General features: G+C 68.4%; 22 protein-coding genes. 12 read left to right on the top strand and 10 right to left on the bottom strand.

The genetic code is table 11. The features are described from left to right. Positions 1 to 2 precede the first annotated feature (2 nt). Complete coding sequence (locus tag H9I49_RS02650) at positions 3 to 1,193, bottom strand: ROK family protein (RefSeq protein WP_188028765.1); 1,191 nt, start codon at positions 1,191 to 1,193, stop codon at positions 3 to 5. A 67-nt stretch (positions 1,194 to 1,260) separates the two neighbouring features. Here H9I49_RS02650 and xylA point away from each other — a divergent pair, with 67 nt between their 5' ends. After that, positions 1,261 to 2,439 (top strand): xylose isomerase, encoded by a 1,179-nt coding sequence (xylA, locus tag H9I49_RS02645; protein ID WP_188028764.1) that lies wholly within the window; start codon positions 1,261 to 1,263, stop codon positions 2,437 to 2,439. 53 nt (positions 2,440 to 2,492) lie between these two features. On the opposite strand, the gene H9I49_RS02640 is transcribed toward xylA, so the two are convergent. Further along, entirely contained in the window at positions 2,493 to 2,849 is a 357-nt protein-coding gene (locus H9I49_RS02640; RefSeq protein WP_188028763.1) for a VOC family protein, read from the bottom strand. A gap of 96 nt (positions 2,850 to 2,945) precedes the next feature. Here H9I49_RS02640 and H9I49_RS02635 point away from each other — a divergent pair, with 96 nt between their 5' ends. Continuing rightward, entirely contained in the window at positions 2,946 to 3,287 is a 342-nt protein-coding gene (locus tag H9I49_RS02635) for a DUF2200 domain-containing protein (protein ID WP_188028762.1), read from the top strand. 63 nt (positions 3,288 to 3,350) lie between these two features. On the opposite strand, the gene H9I49_RS02630 is transcribed toward H9I49_RS02635, so the two are convergent. The 3 genes from H9I49_RS02630 to H9I49_RS02620 all read right to left on the bottom strand — a co-directional run bounded on the left by H9I49_RS02630 (position 3,351) and on the right by H9I49_RS02620 (position 6,029). Next, positions 3,351 to 4,178: an isocitrate lyase/phosphoenolpyruvate mutase family protein gene (locus H9I49_RS02630; RefSeq protein WP_188028761.1), complete on the bottom strand. Its 828-nt coding sequence runs from the start codon at positions 4,176 to 4,178 to the stop codon at positions 3,351 to 3,353. 75 nt (positions 4,179 to 4,253) lie between these two features. Continuing rightward, the gene (gene arr / locus H9I49_RS24295; protein WP_188028760.1) at positions 4,254 to 5,207 is read right to left on the bottom strand and encodes an NAD(+)--rifampin ADP-ribosyltransferase; all 954 of its coding nucleotides are present in this window, start codon (positions 5,205 to 5,207) and stop codon (positions 4,254 to 4,256) included. Between the two features lie 15 nt (positions 5,208 to 5,222). Next, positions 5,223 to 6,029, bottom strand: coding sequence for a GTPase domain-containing protein (locus H9I49_RS02620; RefSeq protein ID WP_188028759.1), 807 nt, complete (start codon positions 6,027 to 6,029; stop codon positions 5,223 to 5,225). A gap of 225 nt (positions 6,030 to 6,254) precedes the next feature. Here H9I49_RS02620 and H9I49_RS02615 point away from each other — a divergent pair, with 225 nt between their 5' ends. The 5 genes from H9I49_RS02615 to H9I49_RS02595 all read left to right on the top strand — a co-directional run bounded on the left by H9I49_RS02615 (position 6,255) and on the right by H9I49_RS02595 (position 10,350). Continuing rightward, positions 6,255 to 6,797 carry a hypothetical protein gene (locus H9I49_RS02615; protein WP_188028758.1) on the top strand — a complete coding sequence of 181 codons (543 nt, stop codon included), beginning with the start codon at positions 6,255 to 6,257 and terminating at the stop codon, positions 6,795 to 6,797. Between the two features lie 240 nt (positions 6,798 to 7,037). After that, a complete protein-coding gene (locus H9I49_RS02610; RefSeq protein WP_188028757.1) occupies positions 7,038 to 7,493 on the top strand; it encodes a GrpB family protein in 456 nt (151 codons plus the stop codon). 831 nt (positions 7,494 to 8,324) lie between these two features. Then, positions 8,325 to 8,756, top strand: a complete 432-nt coding sequence (locus H9I49_RS02605) for a DUF1801 domain-containing protein (protein WP_188028756.1) — start codon at positions 8,325 to 8,327, stop codon at positions 8,754 to 8,756. Positions 8,757 to 8,954: 198 nt separating this feature from the next. Further along, on the top strand, positions 8,955 to 9,617 hold the full coding sequence (locus tag H9I49_RS02600) for an HAD family hydrolase (protein WP_188028755.1): 663 nt from the start codon (positions 8,955 to 8,957) through the stop codon (positions 9,615 to 9,617). A 1-nt stretch (position 9,618) separates the two neighbouring features. Further along, the gene (locus tag H9I49_RS02595) at positions 9,619 to 10,350 is read left to right on the top strand and encodes a DUF72 domain-containing protein (protein ID WP_370587396.1); all 732 of its coding nucleotides are present in this window, start codon (positions 9,619 to 9,621) and stop codon (positions 10,348 to 10,350) included. A gap of 233 nt (positions 10,351 to 10,583) precedes the next feature. Here H9I49_RS02595 and H9I49_RS02590 read toward each other — a convergent pair whose 3' ends face one another. Both H9I49_RS02590 and mraY read right to left on the bottom strand, forming a co-directional pair. Next, positions 10,584 to 10,994, bottom strand: a complete 411-nt coding sequence (locus H9I49_RS02590) for a nitroreductase family deazaflavin-dependent oxidoreductase (RefSeq protein WP_188028753.1) — start codon at positions 10,992 to 10,994, stop codon at positions 10,584 to 10,586. A 102-nt stretch (positions 10,995 to 11,096) separates the two neighbouring features. Further along, entirely contained in the window at positions 11,097 to 12,209 is a 1,113-nt protein-coding gene (mraY, locus tag H9I49_RS02585; protein WP_188028752.1) for a phospho-N-acetylmuramoyl-pentapeptide-transferase, read from the bottom strand. A gap of 292 nt (positions 12,210 to 12,501) precedes the next feature. On the opposite strand from mraY, the gene H9I49_RS02580 reads away from it, so the two are divergent. Then, positions 12,502 to 13,173: an MBL fold metallo-hydrolase gene (locus H9I49_RS02580; RefSeq protein ID WP_255523584.1), complete on the top strand. Its 672-nt coding sequence runs from the start codon at positions 12,502 to 12,504 to the stop codon at positions 13,171 to 13,173. A 482-nt stretch (positions 13,174 to 13,655) separates the two neighbouring features. Here the strand turns inward: H9I49_RS02580 and H9I49_RS02575 are convergent, their stop codons facing one another. Next, the gene (locus tag H9I49_RS02575) at positions 13,656 to 14,108 is read right to left on the bottom strand and encodes a helix-turn-helix domain-containing protein (protein ID WP_188028751.1); all 453 of its coding nucleotides are present in this window, start codon (positions 14,106 to 14,108) and stop codon (positions 13,656 to 13,658) included. Between the two features lie 45 nt (positions 14,109 to 14,153). Here H9I49_RS02575 and H9I49_RS02570 point away from each other — a divergent pair, with 45 nt between their 5' ends. After that, complete coding sequence (locus tag H9I49_RS02570; protein WP_188028750.1) at positions 14,154 to 14,585, top strand: RidA family protein; 432 nt, start codon at positions 14,154 to 14,156, stop codon at positions 14,583 to 14,585. Between the two features lie 499 nt (positions 14,586 to 15,084). On the opposite strand, the gene H9I49_RS02565 is transcribed toward H9I49_RS02570, so the two are convergent. Beyond that, positions 15,085 to 15,384, bottom strand: a complete 300-nt coding sequence (locus tag H9I49_RS02565; protein WP_188028749.1) for a hypothetical protein — start codon at positions 15,382 to 15,384, stop codon at positions 15,085 to 15,087. Positions 15,385 to 15,565: 181 nt separating this feature from the next. Between H9I49_RS02565 and H9I49_RS02560 the strand changes: the two genes are divergently transcribed. The 3 genes from H9I49_RS02560 (at position 15,566) to H9I49_RS02550 (ending at position 18,154) form a co-directional block, all read left to right on the top strand. Beyond that, the gene (locus tag H9I49_RS02560) at positions 15,566 to 16,342 is read left to right on the top strand and encodes a hypothetical protein (RefSeq protein ID WP_188028748.1); all 777 of its coding nucleotides are present in this window, start codon (positions 15,566 to 15,568) and stop codon (positions 16,340 to 16,342) included. Between the two features lie 539 nt (positions 16,343 to 16,881). After that, positions 16,882 to 17,163 carry a hypothetical protein gene (locus H9I49_RS02555; RefSeq protein WP_223128236.1) on the top strand — a complete coding sequence of 94 codons (282 nt, stop codon included), beginning with the start codon at positions 16,882 to 16,884 and terminating at the stop codon, positions 17,161 to 17,163. Between the two features lie 232 nt (positions 17,164 to 17,395). Then, entirely contained in the window at positions 17,396 to 18,154 is a 759-nt protein-coding gene (locus H9I49_RS02550; protein ID WP_188028747.1) for an alpha/beta fold hydrolase, read from the top strand. 508 nt (positions 18,155 to 18,662) lie between these two features. Here the strand turns inward: H9I49_RS02550 and H9I49_RS02545 are convergent. Continuing rightward, complete coding sequence (locus H9I49_RS02545; RefSeq protein WP_188028746.1) at positions 18,663 to 19,010, bottom strand: YtxH domain-containing protein; 348 nt, start codon at positions 19,008 to 19,010, stop codon at positions 18,663 to 18,665. Between the last annotated feature and the right edge of the window lie 579 nt (positions 19,011 to 19,589).

The raw sequence follows: 19,589 nt of genomic DNA, 5'->3' as shown, positions 1-19,589 counted from the left end.
GCTCAGGCGTCGATGAGGCAGGCGGGCTCGATGACGACCTTCTGCAGTGCGAGCAGGGCGGCGCCGGTCGCGCCCGGCGCGGGGTCGTCGGACGCGACGACCACGGTGGGGCTCACCCAGTGCGCCGACAGCACGCGGCGGCCGAGCAGGGCGTCGACCTCGGGGGCCAGCAGGTCACCCACCTGGGCCAGGTGACCACCGAGGACGACCGTAGGGATGTCGAGCACGTTCACCACCCCGGCGAGGGCGATGCCGAGGGCGCGGGCGGCGGACTGCACTGCGGCACAGGCTCGCTCGTCGCCCTCGTGTGCTCGGCGAGCGAGCTCGGTGGAAGGCGTGTCGGCGCCGAGCCCGGCCGCCGACAGCATGGCGAGCCGGCCGGCGTACTGCTCGAGGCACCCGGTGGAGCCGCAACGACAGGCGGGCCCGTCGGGGTCGACGCAGACGTGGCCGATCTCGCCGGCCCAGCCGTGGCGACCGGTCATGACGGCGGCGCCGACGACGACCGCGCCACCGATACCGACCTCTCCGCTCAGGTAGACGAAGTCGGACGGCTCGCGGTGACGCCCGGGGGTGGGGGCCGCGAAGGCGTGGGCCGCGAGGTCTGCCTCGTTGCCGACCCTGAGCGGCAGGTCGCCGAGCTGCTCGGACAGGGCCGGTCCCGGGTCGACATCCTCCCATCCGAGGTTCGGCGCGCTGAGCAGGTGGCCTGACGTGGTGTCGACGATGCCCGGCAGGGCGAGGCCCGCGCCGACGACACGGCAGCCGTCGGGGGCCGCGGCGAGCACCCGGGTCGCGAGGGTGCGCAGGCGCCGCAGCGTCGGCGCGGGCCTGGAACCCGCCAGGTCGGCAGTCACGAGGTGTTCGGCGAGGACCGTTCCCGACAGGTCGACGAGTCGGGCCGCCAGGTGGCCGACGCCGACCTGGAGTCCGAGCCCGGCGAAGCGGCCGGTGGCGGCGCGCAGCGGGGTCGCGGGCCGGCCCGGACGCCCGGGGCCGCCGACGACCGACGCGACCTCCTCGAGCACGCCGCCGGCGACGAGGTCGTCGACGAGTCGCGACACCGTCGAGCGGGTCAGTGACGTGACCGCGGCGACGTCCGCACGCGAGGGAGGCACGTCGGCCCCGAGCACGGTGCGCGCGACGAGGGCGAGGTTGGCATGGCGCAGACTCGCCTGCCGCAGGTTGGCCATGCCTTGACCCTAGCCGGTCACGGCTATAAGTTGCACGGCAAAACAAAGTACTCGACGAGGAGCCACCATGACGCGCCAGCCAACCCCCGACGACCGCTTCTCCTTCGGCCTCTGGACCGTCGGCTGGACCGGCACCGACCCCTTCGGCGGCCCGAGCCGCCCCGCCCTCGACCCGTGGGAGTACTCCGACCGGTTGGTCGAGCTCGGCGCGTGGGGCATCTCGTTCCACGACAACGACGTCTTCCCCTTCGACGCCGACGACGCGACGAAGGCGAAGCTCTGCGGCCGTCTCAAGGAGGCCACCGACCGGGCCGGCCTCACGATCGAGATGGTCACGACGAACACCTTCAGCCACCCGGTCTTCAAGGACGGCGGCCTGACCGCCAACGACCGCGGCGTGCGCCGGTTCGGACTCCGCAAGGTGCTGCGCGCGGTCGACCTCGCCGCCGAGATGGGCGCCAGCACGTTCGTCATGTGGGGTGGGCGCGAGGGCAGCGAGTACGACGGGTCGAAGGACCTGCACGCGGCTTTCGACCGCTACAAGGAGGGCCTCGACACGGTCGCCGGCTACATCAAGTCCCAGGGCTACGACCTGCGAATCGGCTTGGAACCCAAGCCCAACGAGCCCCGGGGCGACATCTTCCTGCCCACGGTCGGCCACGCGCTGGCACTCATCGCCGAGCTCGACCACGGCGACATCGTCGGCCTCAACCCCGAGACGGGTCACGAGCAGATGGCCGGGCTCAACTACACGCACGCCCTCGCGCAGGCGCTGTGGAGCGACAAGCTCTTCCATATCGACCTCAACGGCCAGCGTGGCATCAAGTACGACCAGGACCTCGTCTTCGGCCACGGCGACCTCGTGTCGGCGTTCTTCACCGTCGACCTGCTCGAGAACGGCTTCCCCGGCACGCCCGACGGCCCGCGCTACACCGGCCCGAAGCACTTCGACTACAAGCCGTCCCGCACCGAGCACATGGACGGTGTCTGGGAGTCGGCCCGTGCCTGCATGGCGACCTACCTCATGCTCGCCGACAAGGCCGCGGCCTTCCGTGCCGACCCGCGCACGGCAGAGGCCTGGGCGTATGCCGGTGTGCTCGACCTCGCGGAGCCCACCTTGGCTGCCGGGGAGTCGCTGGAGGACTTCCTCGCCATGGACGACGGCTTCGACCCCGAGAAGGCGGCCGAGCGCGACTACGGCTTCGTGCGCCTCAACCAGCTCGCCCTGGAGCACCTCATCGGCTGAGGCGTCGAGGGCGGCCGGGCGGCCGGGCGACCGGCCGGTCGACCGGCCGGTCGTCAGTCGACGCAGAGGCAGAACGGGTGGCCGGCCGGGTCGAGGAAGACGCGGAACGACGTGCCCGGCTGGTGCTCGGCCTTCGTCGCGCCGAGCGCCACGACGGCCTGCTCGGCGGCGTCGAGGTCCTCGACCATGACGTCGACGTGCATCTGCTGGGGCACGTCCTGGCCGGGCCACTGGGGCGGCGTGTAGCTCTCGACCTGCTGGAAGCAGATGCAGTTGCCGTTGTCGGCCCGGATCTCACCCCAGTCGTCGGACGTCTTCACCGTCCAGTCGAGGAGGGTGCCGTAGAACGTCGCGAGGGCGGCGGCGTCCGGGCAGTCGATGACGAAGCTGGGGTAACTAGCGATAGCCATGGCTGTGACGCTATGGCGCCTCCCGGACGATCCGCGTCCGTATGCCGTGGGCATCTTTGCCGCCTGACGGTCGGCACTCGTCGCTACCCTCGAAGGATGCACCGGATCTTCACCACGTCCGTCGCGTCGGTCTACCCGCTCTACGTCAACAAGGTCGAGCGCAAGGGTCGCACCAAGGCAGAGCTCGACGAGGTGATCGAGTGGCTGACCGGCTTCGACGAGAAGGCGCTCGGCGACCACCTCGCGGCCGGGACGACGTTCGAGGACTTCTTCGACCAGGCCCACCTCAACCCGAACGTCTCGGCGATCAAGGGCACCGTCTGCGGCGTGCTGGTGGAGGACGTCGAGGACCCGCTGATGCAGAAGATCCGCTACCTCGACAAGCTCGTGGACGAGCTCGCAAAGGGCAAGGCGATGGAGAAGGTACTGCGGAGCTGACGGCCGGGTCACTGCAGGCTCGGCACCCGGCATACGGCCCCGTGCCGGTGGGGCGAAGGATGGCTAGTCGCTGAAACGCGCCTGCAGGTCCGCGTAGCCGATCGCGCCGTCGAGGAAGCCGAGGGTTCCGGTGTCGAGCAGCTCCCGGCCGGCGCGCTCCAGCAGGCTGAGTGCTGCACGGGCCAGGCTGCCGCCCAGGCTGACTCGCTTGACGCCGAGGGAGAACAGGGTTCGCGCGTCGATGGTGTTGGCCAGCCCGGCCACCACGTTGAGCGGGCCGGGGATGGCGGCGGCGAGGGTCCGGATCGTGTCCTCGTCGACGACGCCGGGCACGAACACGCAGTCAGCACCGGCGTCGAGGTAACGGCTCGTCCGCTCGACAGTCTCGGCGAAGACGTCCCCGCTGACGCCGGCTCCGGCTCCCGCGAAATAGGTGTCGGTGCGGGCATTCAGCACGAAGGTGCCGCTCGGCGCCGCGGCCCGGGCCGCGCGGATGCGGTCGGCGGCCTCGTCGATGTCGAACAGCCCACCGGTGCGGGCGTCCTCGATGTTGGCGCCCACCGCGCCCAGGTCGGCGGCCAGTGCGACGGTGCGGCCGACCTCCTCCGCGGTGTCGCCGTAGCCGGACTCGAGGTCGACGGTGACCGGCACGTCCACGGCAACCACGATGCGACGGATGCACTCGAGCATCTGGTCGCGGTCAATGACCCCTCCGTCGGGGACGGCGCACGACCACGCGATGCCGGCGCTGGTCGTGGCGATGGCCGTGAAGCCGACCTGCTCGAGGATGCGCGCGGATCCCGCGTCCCAGGCGTTGGGCAGCACGAAGCCGGGACCCGCGTGCAGCGCGAGGAGGGCGGCGGCCTTGTCGGTCGAGGGTTCGGCGCTCACAAGGTCACCCTGCAACGTGAGCGCTCGGTTCGCGACCCGCCGTGTGGTCCGTCATCGTCCGCTCCTCGATCGGTCCTAGTCGTCCATGGCCTCGATCCCGAGCTCGGCCAGCTCGCCCATGCGCTCGCGGATGTGCTGGACCATCTCCCGCGGGGGAGGCTCCCAGCCCACGACCTCCTCGACGACCCGCAGCGGCTCCGTCGTGCGGTAGGAGCGGGTCGGGTTGCCGGGGAAGCGCTTGTCGGTGACGTTGGGGTCGTCCTCGATCGTCCCGATCGGCTCGACCCGGTAGACGCGCGGCGGCCCGTCACCCCGGGCGAGCTCGGCGGCCAGCGGCGCTCCTTCGCGGGTGGCCGTGAGGTAGATGTGCTTGGACTGCCGGCCCGAGCCGTAGTTGGAGCGCCACCCCGGGGTGAGCAGCTCGCCGACGGCCACGTCGGCCCTCGTCCCGTGGAAGAACGGCCCAGGGTCGTCGACGACGCGGGCCGTCGGAGGCGGGTCCCGGAGCAGGCTGTCGAGCCGCGCCATGAGCTCCGCGACCCGGCTGCTCCCCTGCGGCGCTCGCGGGTACCGACGGAGCACGTCCAGGACGATCGGGGTCGCGCGTTTGGAGGCGGCGGTGATCACGTACTCCGCGACGACGGGGTCGTCACCGCGGGCGAGCTCGGCCGCCCGGGCGGCACGGGCCGCCGCCCCGAGGATGTGGCGCACCTGCGTCGCCTTCGCCAACGGATGGAGGTATGCCGCCGCGGCTGCATCTCCTGCCGCGGTGGCTGCGTGCCGGGCGGGCTCGGTCGACGCCTCTTTGGCGGCGCGGTGGGCGTCGGCGGCGGCTGTTCGTTGGAGCCGTGAGCGGGAAGCGCCCTCGGCGAAGACCCGCGCGGCCTCGAGCGCGGCCGCGGGCCGCGGGTCGTCGGGCTGGGCCCTCTCGAAAAGGATGAGTGCGGGCTCGGCGCAGGACACGGCATACCCGGTGACGGCGCGCAGCTCGTCCATCATCAGCTGGAAGTCACCCGAGCGTGTCGGCATCTCCCGGGGCCTGGCTCAGGCGTGACCGCTGAGCTGGCCCAACCGGTCGGCGAGGGCATCGACCATGGCCCCGGCGCGCTTGTCCGAGATCGCCGACTTGCGGTCGCCGCCCTGGCTGGAGACCGGGAGCACGTCGATCGAGAGCTTCGCGCCGCCGGCCAGGGCTCGCAGCGCGTCGACCCTGGCGGCGAACGGCGAGCCGCTGCCCGGCGAGTAGTAGCGCACGACCTCGTCCACGTCATCGGGGTAGAGGTCGACCTTCGTCACGGCGATGATGAGCCAGATCGGCTTGTGACGGCGCACGGCCATCGAGGCGATGCGGTGTGACGTGATCGCCCAGTCCTCGAGCTCCGCGGCGAGCTGCTCCTCACGGGTCGCGGTGGCCGCGCCGGTCGTGCCTGCGGCGCGCCGCGGTGTGGCGTAGCCGTTGGCGACGACATGGATCACCCCGTCGACCGGCTCGTCGTGGAACACCTCGTCGAGGGCACCGAGCCGGGTGGCTGCGTTGTCGCCCGGCACCACGAGGAAGCGGAAGCCGTGCAGGTTGGCGGAACGGCGGGTCCGCCGTTCCATCACCGCCGAGCCCACCTCGGCCACGGCGTCGTCGGACGCGCGGCGCGTCAGCCGGTCCACGAGCTGGCTCTTGCCGACCCCGGTCATCCCGGTGACGGCGACCATGGGATAGCGGTCCCGCAGGAGCCGGCTCAACCGCTCGGGAGCCGATGCGAGAGCGGTCAGCAGACCGCCGGCGACGGTCGCGCCCAAGGCGGTGCGACTCGAAGTCGGCAGGATCGTCCGGATCCGGGATGAAGTCTGAGACACGGTGCCTCCTCGGCATGCTGGTCAGGAGCCAGTTGGCCCCTCGAGCCTACGTTTCGCCGGTAACAGTTTGCGCATTGCGTCCGGCCGAGACCGATGCGGTGGACCGGACTCACGTCGCGGGACGGGGCGGCTCAACGGGTGTGACGCGGCCCGAAGCGGGTACGGCGAAGTCCTCACCGGACAACGCGCCGCCCACACCGGCGCCACACGCACCAGGGACTCCGCATGACGGCATACAGCACCATCGTTCGTGCCACGCACGTGCTCACCAACGCGGCCTGGTTCGGCGGCTCCCTGGCCGGTGCGGTGGCACTCAACCCCGCCTCTCGGAAGGGTGATGATGCGCGAGAACGCGCCCAGATCGCCGACGAAGGATGGCGGCGTTGGGGGCCGGTGCAGGGCGGGGCCATCGGACTTCACCTGCTGAGCGGCATCGCCATCCTCGCGGACAACCGTCGTCGAGTCGTCGGGCACCGCCCGACCGCAGCCGCCGTGATCCTGAAGACGGCGCTGACCGGGACAGCGGTCATGGTCAGCGCCGAGGCGTACCGCTCCGGGGCCGAGCTCGGCGAGGCGCTCGAGCGCGCGGAGACGGACCTGGCGGCGCGGGACAAGGCGCGGACGCTCACCCGGCGGATGGGCTGGCTGCAGTGGGCCACACCGATGGCCACGGCCGGACTCCTCGTGCTCGACGCCTACCTGGGTGAGCAGCAGCGCGGTGTCGCCGGACTGCTCGACCCGCCGTCCAGCTTCAAGCGCAGGTCGTGACGCGCCAGGTCGAGTTCGCCGGAGCAAAGGCGCAGCGGAGGTCCTGTCGATGGATCAGGGCATCAGTGAGCGCGACGGCGCACCCGAATGCGGTGGTGATCCCCCGGGGGACCGCGTGTGCGCGAAGTCGGGCCACGAGCCCAAGCCGCAGGCAACGGTGAGCCCGGTCGTCTCGCGGCCCTGTTGGTCAGCGGCACTGTCACGAACACTTGTGCTTGGGTTGGTGGCATGAGGCACCTGGTGCTCTCCGGCGAGCTGGCTGGTGACGCCAGGGCGGTCCACCGCGAGGTGAGCGCCCTGTTGGATCGGCTCAACATCTCGGGAACGCTCCAGTTGACTGGCGGGTCGAGCACTCCGGAGGCGCTCACCAAGGGCGACATCGATCTCCACCTCCGCGTCGAACCCGACAACTTCGTCGCGGTCCTCGCTCGGCTGGACGAGGCTCTCTCGCGAACAAACCTCGACGCGTGGGCAGACACGCTCGCCGTGTTTGCGGTCACCGGCGATCGGACCATCGAACTGGCCGTGACCCCCACCGGCAGTGAGCACGACCGCCGATTCTGTGTCGCGTGGGAACGACTGAGGTCCGAGCCGGAACTTCTTGGCGAGTACAACGAGCTGAAGCTGCGCGCCTTCGGAACGCCGCAGTACGACAGCCTGAAGTCCGACTTCTTCACCCGCATCACAACGCCGTGACGTCGGTGTCGACTGTTGGGGGCACACTCTGCCGAGCATGGCCTCTGGAACGCACAGGCCGGGGGATCGGAAGGCCGTCGTCGAAGCCGTCGTGCGATGAGTGAGCTCTCGAGGCATGAAGACGAAGAAGAGGATGAGCACCATCGGCTGGCGCCGCTGGGAGCCCACGACCGTCGCCGGGATGCGCGAACGGATCTGCGTTCAGTGGCAGTAACCGCTTCGACGCCTCGGTCCGTCCGGAGCGCAAGGCGCGCAAGGACTCTGTCGCGCCCCTCTGGAGCGCCGCTACCGGAGCTCTTCCCACCGGCGGCGGGTTCGGCGGTCGAGCACGACGTTCATGCGCACCGGTGGACCGGCGGCACCCGGCCCAGGGCGCGGCCGTCGTGACCCTCGTCGGGCCGCCTGGCTCGAGCACCACGTGAGCGCGGCGCCTTGCTGGAAACGAATGTCACTGCGTCACCCAAGGAGAGTCGCAGCGGATAGACGCACCTGGGTCGCCGCGCGGACGCGGCAGTTGTGGATCAGGGCCGCCCTTCGATGACAAGCCTTTCGGACAGGCGCGGGTGCCCACCACCCACTCTGCGCGACCACCCTGCAACGGGATCGGGGTGGGTCCCGCCGACTCCCCCGGCAGGACCCACCCCGTCAACTCCCCCACCCGGTCCCCCGACCGGTTACTGCTTCCGGCCATCCCCCACGGATCGGCCGGTCCTCCCCCATGACGACAACTGTGCCGCGCGGACTGCAAGATGAACGGGCAGGAACCCGCGTGATTTCCGCAAGAGTTCTCTAGGTTCGCCGACCTTGCGCGTTGCTAGCATCTGGTACGACATGCACATCCCGGAACAGGTCGAGGCTTACCTCCGTAGTCAATCCGAGGGCAAGCAGACCGACCTCCGACAGCTGCACGCCCACATGCTCGCGGAGTTCCCCGACTGCAGGCTGTGGTTCAACGACGGCACCAACGAGGCCGGCAAGGTCGTGGCCAACCCCAACATTGGCTACGGCGCCTACACCATCACCTATGCGGATGGCTCGTCGCGAGAGTTCTTTCGCATCGGCCTGAGCGCCAACACGACGGGCATCTCGGTCTATGTGCTCGGCCTCGATGACAAGACCTATCTGTCGCGTACTTTCGGGGCCTCCATCGGTAGGGCCAGCATCACGGGCTACTGCATCAGGTTCAAACGCCTCTCAGTCGTCAACGTCGATGCACTCCAGGCAGCCATCCGGCACGGCATGACCCTCGATCAGAGGGGCTGAGTGCGGGAACCTCCGGCCGACGGATGTCACGTGCACCAGAATCGTTGTGGCACAGGCACGCGAATCCATCGCGCGGTCCGACCCGCGGTCACCCAACCGGTTTGGTCCCCGAGGTCGACGACCAGACCGAGCGGAACTGGGCTGGAGGATGGCCAACGAGGACGGGTGGCAGCGTCCCCGTTCGGGTATGCAGCCGGCATGGCTGACACGGCGATCTTCGATGTCGACGGAACACTCGTGGACACGAACTATCACCATGCCCTCGCATGGTTCCGCGCCCTGCGCCGCTTTGAGATCACCCGCCCGATGTGGCGCATCCACCGCGGCATCGGGATGGGTGGGGACCTGTTCGTCTCTGCGGTGGGGGGTCGGGAGGTCGAGGAGGCCCATGGGGACGCGCTGCGCGAGGCGTGGGCGGAAGAGTTCGACGAGCTCATCGGCGAGGTTCAGCCTTTCGAGGGCGCACATGAGCTCTTGGCCGCGGTCAAGGAGCGGGGCTTCCGGCTGGTTCTTGCCAGCTCCGGCAAGAGCCAGCACGTCGAGGCCTTCCTTGACCTCATCGATGGCAAGTCCCTCGCTGATGACTGGACGACCTCGGATGACGTGGAGCGCAGCAAGCCAGAGCCGGACATCGTGTCAGCGGCGCTGGCCAAGGTCGAGGGTGCGAGCGGCATCATGGTGGGCGACTCGATCTACGACGCCAAGGCGGCAGCCAAGCTCAACATCCCGACCCTAGGGGTACGCACCGGCGGCTTCTCCGTCGGTGAACTGCAGGAGGCGGGCGTTCTGCAGGTGTTCGACTCGCTGGTTGCCTTCCGTTACGCCCTGGACGGCACCCCGTTGGCTCGCGCCACACGCTGAGGTGCACCCCGTGGACGTTTGCGTCGGACTGTGCGGTTGGACGGTCTCCCAGTCCTCGTATGTGCGGCGCTTCCCCGTCGTGGAGGTGCAGCACACGTTCTACGAACCGCCAGCGGACGCCGTGCTGACGCGCTGGCGGACCCAGGTGCCGGCCGGCTTCGAGTTCACGATCAAGGCCTGGCAGATCGTCACCCATGAGTCCGACAGCCCCACCTACCGGCGGCTGAAACGACCTCTGCCGGAGACCGCACGTGGCCAGGTCGGAGCGTTCCGGACCACCCCGCCGGTCCTTGCGGGCTGGCAGCGGACTCTCGAGTGCGCCCGCGTCCTGCGCGCCACCGCCGTGCTCCTGCAGTGCCCGAGAAGCTTTCGCCCGACGGCCGGGAACATCAGGCGGCTGCGCAGCTTCATGGCGCAAGTGCAGAGGCCAGCAGGGCGGTTGCTGTGGGAGCCCCGGGGCGACTGGCCAACACAGCTGCTCACGGAGCTCTGTGCCGAGCTGAACCTTGTGCACGTCGTCGACCCCATGCAGACCGAGACGGTGACACCTGAGCAGACCTACTACCGGCTGCACGGCACCACGGGCTCGCGGCACGTCCATACCGATGACGAGCTGCTTCGGCTTCGGGACCTGGTCGAGGGCCGACCGTCGCCGTACGTCATGTTCAACAACCTGCCGCGCACGGGCGATGCGCAGCGGTTCCTCGCCTTGCTCTCTGGCACAAGGGGATGAACACACGGCGGTCAGGCCGGCATCTCCTCGTCTCCGGGCATTCTGCGGAACTGGTGCCACCCGAAGATGTGGCAGGAAAGGGGCCACATCTTCACGTGCCGATTCTCCACCCGACAGCGCGGGTGCCGTTGTGCTTCCTGACTTCCGGGCCACCGAAGCAGGCCGCCTCGACGGTGGCGCGCCGACGTTTGCGGGAAGCTGCGTCGCGATGATCGTGCCTGGCCTGCAGAGCCCTACAGGCCCGTCCGATGCTCCCCGGAGTCTTCGACCGTAAGCACGATGAGCGGGCTGTGCCGGAGCATGTCTGGCACGTCCGTGCGACGCCAGCGCCTGGCAGCCGCCTCGATGAAGGGCCGGCGTTCGTCGGGGTCAGTGACAACTCGCGCGGTCGCGGGCACGTCGACGACGACCGACTGCTTGAGGTGAAGGACCACGTGGGGGTCGGCTTCGATGTTGTAGATCCAGTCACGCGTACGGTCAGCCTGGGGCATCCCGGTGATGAACAGCTGTTCGTCGTCGCTGTGCAGAAAGATCTCAATGCGCCGTTGCTGACCGGTCCGTCGGCCAGTCGTCGTCAGATCGATGACCTGGCTGTGGTTCAACGCGGCCCGGGTGGCTTCACTCAAAGACCGGTCGGGGCCCATGGCGCGATCCTCTCGACTGAACCGACCTGGCCACTCTACGGCCAGCGGCAGGCATGCGCCTGGACGCCGCGGAACGAAGCACGCCGCCGGCTCGGCACGTGCTTATCGGTTGGAGACCCATTCGCCGTAGAAAACCGCCAGGCCTGCCGCGACGCACAGGCCGGCGATGATCCAGAAGCGGGCCACGATGGTGACCTCGGACCAGCCGACCATCTCGAAGTGGTGGTGCAGGGGCGCTATCCGGAAGACTCTCCTGCCGGTCAGCTTGAAGCTGATGACCTGGATGATCACCGATGCGGTGACGATGACGAAGAGGCCACCCAGGACCACCAGCAACAGCTGTGTGTGGGTGAGGATGGCGAGCCCGGCCAAGGCCGCGCCGAGCGACAGGGAGCCGGTGTCGCCCATGATGATCTCGGCCGGCGAGGCGTTCCACCACAGGAAGCCGAAGCAGGCACCGCCGATCGCGCACGAGACGACGGCCAGATCGAGCGCGTCGCGCACGTCGTAGCAGCCCGGCCCCGGAGCCACGCCGCAGCCCTGGTTGTACTGCCACGTGGCGATCACCGTGTACGCGCCGAACACCATGACCGAGGCCCCGGTGGCCAGGCCGTCCAAGCCGTCGGTGATGTTCACGCCGTTGGAGGCTCCGGCGATGAGCAGGTTCGACCACGCGATGAATAGGATCACCGCCACGACTGGGCCGGCGAACGCGAGGTCGATGCCGGTGTCCCGGATGAAGGAGACCGCTGTCGAGGCCGGGGACAGTCCCTGCTCGTCGGTCAACAGCAGGGCGCCGAGGGCGAAGACCACGGTGACCAGCGTCTGACCGAGCAGCTTCTGCCTGGACGTGAGGCCGAGGCTGCGCTCCCTGCGAATCTTCGTGTAGTCGTCGAGGAACCCGACCACGCCGAGACCGGTGAGCAGGAAGAGCACCAGCAGGGCGCCAAGCGAGATGCTGCTGTGAACCACCTTGAGCACCCCGGTGGCGCCCAGTCCCAGCACCACCGCGTGTGACGTGAAGTAGCCGACCAGGGCCGCCCCGATGATCACCGCGCCGCCCATGGTGGGCTTTCCCCGCTTGACGTGGTGGTGGACCAGGTCGTCACGGATGAACTGGCCCCAGCGGTGCCGCACCAGGAGGCCGATGAAGGGCTTCGTGCACAGCAGTGCCACTGCCATCGAGATGCCACCAGCCAGCAGGACGTTGACCATCGGATCTCTGTGCTGTCCTTTCATCCACGGTCGGGGCTGCGGCGCCACACGGCGGAACCATCGACCTGTCCGCGAGGCCGTGGCCAGTTCGCCGGCCAACCCTAGGTCAGAACACAACGCGGACCGTGGACCTGCAAAGGCATGTCGCCCTCTGACGGGCTGCGCCCACGGATGGCATGACGGCAGGCCACGGTGACGAGCTCGCTCACTGCAGGTCAGGACAAAGGCATGAGCGGCAAGGACTTGTCGCATAACCACCGCCGGCCGGCCACTGTGCCCGAGACTTTCCGCCATGAGTCATCTACGAAGCGAGATGGGCGAGGGACCGGGAAGCGATGCCTCGACGGCGACCGTCACGCCGGTGCTCGTCGCCGAGCTGCTCGCCGAGGGCGAGCGGATACCGGTCTACGTGCATGTCATCGACCATCCCCGCGCGCGCGTGCTGGTCGACACCGGCATGACGCAGTTGCACCCGGCGGTCGACGACATGGATCCTCGGCTGATTCCACTGAGCGAGCAAGCCGGTTTTGACCTGGCCGGGATCGACGTCGTCGTCAACACGCATCTGCACTTCGACCACTGCGGCGGCAACCATCTCTTCGCCGGCAGACCGGTCTACGTCCAACGAGCGGAGCTGGACGACGCGCTGAGCCAGGCCGACTACACGATCCGCGAGTGGGTCGAGGCGCCCGGAGTGCAGTACGTGCCCGTCGACGGCACGCTCGAGCTGCTACCCGGCATCCGGCTCGTCTCGACACCCGGCCACACGCGAGGCTCGCAGGTCGTGGTCGTCCAGACGGGCGGCCGCGTGGTCGTCATCGCGGGTGACACGGCCGTCTTCTTCGACGAGCTCGACGATCCGCGCACCGAAGGCCAGCGGCTGATCCGGGCACTCGCCCCCCAGGAGGTCTGGCTCTCACACCAGCACGAGCCCTGGCGCCCGTCGGGCCACCACGACGCCTGACTCACAAGCCCTGACCGACTGCACGCGGAGCCGCGGCAGATACTCGAACCAACTGGAGCGCGCTTGCTAGAGCGCGGCACAGAGACGCGCCTCGGGCCACCAACCGCCGGATTGCGACGTGCCCATTCTTTTGTCACGCCGCCGAGACATGAGGGCGGCTCGCGTACGGCAGCAGCCGTGGGATCACCGCCACGTCACAAGACGTGATGAGCGACAAGCTTGTTCAGGTAGGCCACATCGGTCTTGCCGCTGAACTCGAACTTGACCTTGCCCAGCCTGAGAACCAGAGCTCAAGCTCAGCGTCGGCGTCGAAGGTGCCGGCGCTCTCGACCGAGATCGCGGCGGACCCGATAAACAAGCCGGGATGGCCGCCCTCGTCGCGGCGGATAGACGCACCTGTGGGCCGCGCGGATCGCGGCGTGACCGGACGGGGCGCCGTACTCCTGGGACGAGGGTCTGGTAAGCGAATGGCGCCCACGTGGTCATGGACTTGGTGACTCGGTGGGTGAACCCGTGCGGGGTGTTGCATCAATCGCCCAACCGTCGAAGGCATCTCGGGCCGCTTCGATGTCCGGCATGTGACGCGCTGCCCACTGGAGAAGCACGTCAAGGGGTTCACGAAGGGTCTTGCCCAGCGCCGTGATCCGGTATTGAACGCCTACCGGGCGTACATCGAGAACAACCCGCTCGACGACCCCGTTGCGTTCGAGTCGTCGCAACGTCGCCGACAGAGACTTCTGCGTCACAGCCGGAATGGCACGCCGCAAGTCGTTGAACCGGGACGGGCGCTCACACAGCACGTTCAGGACGCTCAGGGACCACTTGTCGAGGACTTGATCGAGAAGCTCTCGATGAGGTGCCTCGACGAGAACCGGCCCGAGTGCGCGCTCGAAGGTATCCGATGGGTGACCTGGTCTCGTTGAAGTGTCCTCCACACACTAGGTATAACACAGATACCAACTAACTGGAATGGAGTCATGATGACCGTGCAGTACCTGAACCCAGCCGGCTTGATGCAACAGACGCCCTATCACCACGTGGCGGCCGCCTCCGGCACCACGCACCTTCTCCTCAGCGGGCAGGTGTCCCGTGCCGCCGATGGGACCCCCATCGCGCCGTATGACCTCGGGGGGCAGGTTGCCCAGGTGATGCGCAACGTTGCTACGGCATTGGCCGCGGCCGGCGCCTCCTTCGAGAACGTCGTCCACCTGAGGTTCTACGTCGTGAAGTGGCGGCCCGAGCACACGGAGGAGTTCATGGGAGCTCTGGCGGCTGTCGCCGAAGAAGTTGGACTTGCCTTCCCGATGCCACCGACCACGCTGATCGGCGTGGAATCACTATTCGAGCCCGACATCCTGGTGGAGCTTGAGGCGAGCGCGGTGACAGACGGGGTGGTCCAGAAGACGTCGTGATCCCGAGTCCACCCGCCCCGAGGTTGGCTTTGCCCGGAGCGCTCGGCTACCGGACAAGGCGGCCAAGCCGCCGCGCTGGGTGGGGCCCCGCTCGTCGGCCACCCGGGGTTCGGCTCTCCGGGCGGGGCTGCGCCGGCTCGCCGCAGCCCAGCGCTCGCCGCCGAGTCGACCTGCGGATCTCTGGTCCGACATGGGATAGACGTGCCCTCATCGGCAATACGTGAGTGAAACGCGTCGCGCCGACAGGCGGCTACCAGAGACTTCTCTGCAGGATCGGTGTCCGGCCAGACTCGGTCCAGGTGTCCGGCGGAAGGCTCTCCACGCGGCTGCCCACCTTGGCTTCTGGGTGTGGCTCTCAACTGGACCGCCCGCTCGCGTGACACCGAGGGGCGCCGCAACCAAGCTCTACGCGAGGGCGCGCTACCCGGCCCGCGTGATCCGGGCCAAGGAGCGGCTCCAACAGGCGCAGGCCGACCCGATCGTTGACCGCTGTCGAAAGTCAGCTGGGGAAGTAGGTGTACACGTCGTCGAACTCCGCACCGTTGATGTTGCTCGTGGAGTGCACGGCCAGGACCTTGTCATTGACCGGCAGGACGATGAAGGTGACACCCCCTTCGTCGTTAGTGGTCGTGACTCGCACCGCGCCGTCGACCTCGGCGACCCGGCCGTAGCTGAAGACGGGATTGCCGGGTGACAGGTGCTGCGCGAACCGGGTTGGAGGCTGATCCGCGGTGACCGAAAGCACCAGCCCATCGGCGAAGAACTTCAGGTACGACCAATAGCCGTCGCGGTCGAGCATGACGTAACACCCATCGGTCCGAATCTCCGCCATCATGCCCTCACCCGCTCGGCCAGCGGCTCACGGCTCCCGATTGTCCGAAGGCCAATCGACCGAGATTTCGACATAGCCCTCATCCTTGCCAAACGCCCGACCCAGCCCGGCTGTTCTGAGAAAATTAGGCGTGCGTGCACGGAGCCCGTTGCCGGCAGTGATCGCAGTTTGTCTCCTGCTGGCGCTCGGAGCCTGCAGGCCGGTCGTCGTCGAGACAACCGCCGAGGCCGCGCAGCGTCTAGCCCAGGCCGAGAAACGGGCTAGGGCCGCCGTAGAAAGCTGGGAGCAGCTGGGCTCCGTGAAAATGTCTCTCGACGACCTGAACGGCATCCCGAGAGAAGATCTGTCGATCCAGGACGCTGAGCGCCGCACCGCCTTGATCCGCCAACTCGGCCGACGGCTCGACGAGGGAACACTCAGGTTGGCGACGCTGGACGCCGACACTGCCAGCAGGAATGCCAACGCCATGGTGTCGCAGCTCTCTGCTCAAACCCTCGACCGTCTGAGCCCGAACCTCGAACCGGACGGTCTCGGCTCCGCCATCGTCAAGATGACCGAGGATGCATTGAAAGGCGCCGCCTGCGATGCGGTGCTGCAAGACCTGGCGCCGGACCAGCGGCCGGCGATCGGCGGCACCGCGCCCGAGCCATACTCGCTGGCGAAGGACTTTCCTGTGAAGGCGGCGGAGGAGCTGGCGAAGGACTGGCAGGCCTTCACAGTGGGGGATCTGTTGTACAACGCACGGGGAGCGTTTCTGCTCAAGTGGTCAAACTGGTTTGGCTCAGTCATCGAGGATGGCGATCAGGTTGCGTCAGCGATCGCCGCCGATCCCGGCGCCTACATTCAACTGGCCCTCCGGCCTCCCGTGCAGCGGACGGCCTTGGCCTACGCCCGGTTCTGTTACGCCACACCGCAGAGGATCTAGCGCGCCCGAGGCGGGCGAGCGCGGGCGTGGTTCCGAGACGTACGCAGCAGAGTGGTGCCCAGGAAATGCGCCGCTGTTACCGCTCTTGCGGCCGGGTTCAGCCCATGACCAAGCCCTCGATGTCGTGTTTCTGGACGATGGGGGTGCAGCTCGTTGACTCTCGGACAGGACAGGTGTGAGCGGACCGACTCGGGGAGCTGCTCCCAGAACCTCCGTGTCACTGCGAGGTCGTGATGGGCGTCGTTCCCTGCCCCGAGTGCGTCGACACCGAGCACCAGCATCCCCCGCCCGCATGGCGCCGAGGGATGGCCCATTCACGCGATCCGGTTGAGGCGCCACCGATTAGATCGTTCAGGTTTCAATTTGACTTGAACGCTCCGCGCGCCCATGCTTGCCGAACGCATGGACGCGCATGCCATCTTGTGCGGCGCGTAAGCGATGCCTTCAAAGAGCACGCTGATCCTGAGAGTCCAGCCCCCGGCCCTCGTGCGTCACGGCCACATCCGGCCACATTCTTGACACACCTGAAGGGCACCACTTTGTCTTCCACCCAGACCGATCACACCACCCGCCGCGACGACCGCACCCACTCGGTCGAGACGCGGCCGGCCCGCAAGACCACCGAGCTGATCGCGTACGTCGTTGCGGTCCTCGCGGTCATCGTCACCGCGTTCGTCGTCGGCGACGACGGTGCCAACACGGCCGACCCGTTCAGCGCTGAGCAGGCGCTGCGCTACATCACCTTCCTGACGATCGGCTACATGATCGCCCGCGGTCTGGCCAAGTCCGGCAGCCGCGCCCGTGCCGGCGACAACAACTGACAGCAGTCTCCAGCCAACCTGAGCTGGCAAGCGCGCGCCCCCGCTCCGCATGAGGAGCGGGGGCGCAGCGCGTTCGCTCGGACCGGCCGACCAAGGTTCTGCAGTTCGAGGGTCCAGTTATCGACTTTTCGGTGGGCACGACAGTGCGCGTGACAACACCTCGAACGTTCGCCAGACCGTCCGCTGAGCTGTACCCGCAGCCGCGGACACGCTTTCCTCCTCAAGGACTTCCATGCTCCCAACCACGCCCGTGAACGAGGGCCCAACGCCCGCCGCAGGCTGCGACGGTCCAGCCCTCGCCAGAGGGCTCAGCCCGGCCGTTGTGTTCGTGCCCGGGCTAGGTCTCGACAGCCGGTCGTGGCAGCTGGTCCGACACGAACTGCGCGGGTTGAGCGCCGTCGTGCTGCTGCCCTCCATGGGTCAGCCGGCGCCGCGTGGCACGGATCTTGCGGTCGAACGTCAAGCCGAGCGGCTTCTGCAGCGTCTGCCGCACGGCGGGAAGACCATCCTGGTGGGTCATTCGGCCAGCTGCCCAGTGGTGGTGGAGGCGGCCACCCGCACAAGCGACGTGGTGGGACTCGTCCTCGTCGGCCCCGTCACCGATCCGCGCGCTCAGACGTGGCCGAGGATGTTGAGCCAGTGGGCCCGCACCGCCAGTCACGAGCGGCCACGTGAAGCCGCCGTGCTTGTGCCGCAGTACCGGCGCACCGGGATCCTCAGCATGCTGCGGGGCATCGATGCGATGCGGCACTTCCGCACTGACCTTGCCCTGAGTCGGCTCGATGTACCCGTCGAGGTCGTGTGTGGCGAGAGCGACCGGATCGCCTCGCATGAGTGGTCATCCGTCCTGCGGACGGTGTCCAACGGGCGTCTGACCACCGTTCAGGGAGCTGCCCACATGGTTCCTCTCACCCATCCCACCGCCGTGGTGGCGGGGGTCGATCGGCTTCTCCTGTTGGACCGTCAGGAGGCTCCCCACCCTGGGCTGTAAGCACGCCGACTGCGACGCTGGAGCGTAGTTCGTCGTCAGTTGCTTGCCCATGCGGACTGGCGGCAGGCGGCATACCCGGACGTTCGAGACTCGGCCCCCGGCGCTCGAGTCCTGCGTAAGAGACGCGGTACGAAGGCCAAGCCGAACAGCGTCACACCGGGGGCGAGCACCTGTTCAAGGGATCCATCGCCCTGCAGGAGAGCGACAGCGACATCGGATTCAGCCATGGCAACCGTTTCTCCGTCGTGTTGCCGGAAGCGCACCCCGAGCGGAGCGGCGTAGCCGGTTTGGGAGTGGTCATGGTCCAGCCTGGGTCGAAGAACGCTTCACCGATCATCAGGGGAGGTAGCTCGCGCAAATTACGCGTGAAGAGCGGCGTGAGCGCGCATCCCTGCGGTCGAGGGAGGCTGCAGCCTGGCCGATCCCGGGAACCCGGTCGGCGTCACGGGCGTCACGTCGCTCGCAGAGTCGGACCAGGAGTCCGGCGCCCCGATCAGGCCGAAGGCTCTCAGGGCAGCGGACCCTTGGGCCCGTGGTCCTTCTGGAACTGCACGGCCCGCTCGACAAGGTCCTCCGCGTTCTCCTGGCGCGAGTCAGCGGCGCCGGCGTCGGTAGACCTCGAAACCGCCGAGGTGACCTTGTCGGTCGCCGTCCGGGCGGCATCGGCCACCTTGTCCGCCACGACCGGCGCCTGCTCGCGCACGAGCTGGGCACCCTGGTGCGCCTTCGCCTGCACGCGCGGGTCGTCCTTCAACTGGCCGATCGCGCGCTTGAACTGCTCGTAGGGCTCCCGACCGGCCCGCGAGCCGAGCAGGAATCCGACCGCGCCGGCGGTGACGATGAGCAGTCTCTTCATGGGGGCCTCCGTGTGTCGGGGTCGGTCGCCCCAGGCCGGACGCCGACGATCTCCCTCGGCCATACCCACCAACGCTCCGTTCGGCATCAACGGATGCTCACGCTCGAACCGACGGACGTGATCGCCCGCTTGTGTGGACGAGCCGCGACGCTCGATGAGCTTTCTCGAAGCGAGCCAAGGCCCATAGATGAAGCCATGCTCCCGGCGTGCCCGTCTTCTAGCCGGGCTCGGCAACGATCGTCATCCCCTCAGCCAACCAAGACGCGGTTCGCTCGGTGGCAAAGAGCGGACAGGCGGCGATGTGACGCAGCCGCCGCGGCATTCACCGACCTTCTAGGTGGGACCCGCTCCCTGGCCGAGCGGGCGTTGTCACGTCGCCCCGTTGAACCGTGCATCGGCGCGTTGCGTCGTGATGTGTGGGGCCGACCCTGAAGGTCGGCGCCCGATGGGAGGGGTGGTCAGGGTGCTAGCGAAGCGATGGGTGATCGCAGGACTTGTTGCAGTCGCTGTCGTGGTGGTCGTTCTCGTGATCGTCTACAGCGGTGGCGGTGGCGGTGGCGGTGGCGGCGGGGGTAGCGG

Origin of the sequence: Terrabacter sp. MAHUQ-38, from assembly GCF_014518425.1 — a bacterium.
Taxonomy (GTDB): Bacteria; Actinomycetota; Actinomycetes; order Actinomycetales; family Dermatophilaceae; genus Terrabacter.
This window is presented reverse-complemented; position numbering and strand designations above follow the sequence as displayed.

Bases quoted from the DNA above. Each gene is read 5' to 3' on its own strand.
- H9I49_RS02650 (WP_188028765.1), bottom strand. From the start codon at position 1,193: ATGGCCAACCTGCGGCAGGCGAGTCTGCGCCATGCCAACCTCGCCCTC.
- xylA (WP_188028764.1), top strand. From the start codon at position 1,261: ATGACGCGCCAGCCAACCCCCGACGACCGCTTCTCCTTCGGCCTCTGG.
- H9I49_RS02640 (WP_188028763.1), bottom strand. From the start codon at position 2,849: ATGGCTATCGCTAGTTACCCCAGCTTCGTCATCGACTGCCCGGACGCC.
- H9I49_RS02635 (WP_188028762.1), top strand. From the start codon at position 2,946: ATGCACCGGATCTTCACCACGTCCGTCGCGTCGGTCTACCCGCTCTAC.
- arr (WP_188028760.1), bottom strand. From the start codon at position 5,207: ATGCCGACACGCTCGGGTGACTTCCAGCTGATGATGGACGAGCTGCGC.
- H9I49_RS02615 (WP_188028758.1), top strand. From the start codon at position 6,255: ATGACGGCATACAGCACCATCGTTCGTGCCACGCACGTGCTCACCAAC.
- H9I49_RS02605 (WP_188028756.1), top strand. From the start codon at position 8,325: ATGCACATCCCGGAACAGGTCGAGGCTTACCTCCGTAGTCAATCCGAG.
- H9I49_RS02600 (WP_188028755.1), top strand. From the start codon at position 8,955: ATGGCTGACACGGCGATCTTCGATGTCGACGGAACACTCGTGGACACG.
- H9I49_RS02590 (WP_188028753.1), bottom strand. From the start codon at position 10,994: ATGGGCCCCGACCGGTCTTTGAGTGAAGCCACCCGGGCCGCGTTGAAC.
- mraY (WP_188028752.1), bottom strand. From the start codon at position 12,209: ATGGTCAACGTCCTGCTGGCTGGTGGCATCTCGATGGCAGTGGCACTG.
- H9I49_RS02580 (WP_255523584.1), top strand. From the start codon at position 12,502: ATGAGTCATCTACGAAGCGAGATGGGCGAGGGACCGGGAAGCGATGCC.
- H9I49_RS02570 (WP_188028750.1), top strand. From the start codon at position 14,154: ATGACCGTGCAGTACCTGAACCCAGCCGGCTTGATGCAACAGACGCCC.
- H9I49_RS02565 (WP_188028749.1), bottom strand. From the start codon at position 15,384: ATGCTCGACCGCGACGGCTATTGGTCGTACCTGAAGTTCTTCGCCGAT.
- H9I49_RS02550 (WP_188028747.1), top strand. From the start codon at position 17,396: ATGCTCCCAACCACGCCCGTGAACGAGGGCCCAACGCCCGCCGCAGGC.
- H9I49_RS02545 (WP_188028746.1), bottom strand. From the start codon at position 19,010: ATGAAGAGACTGCTCATCGTCACCGCCGGCGCGGTCGGATTCCTGCTC.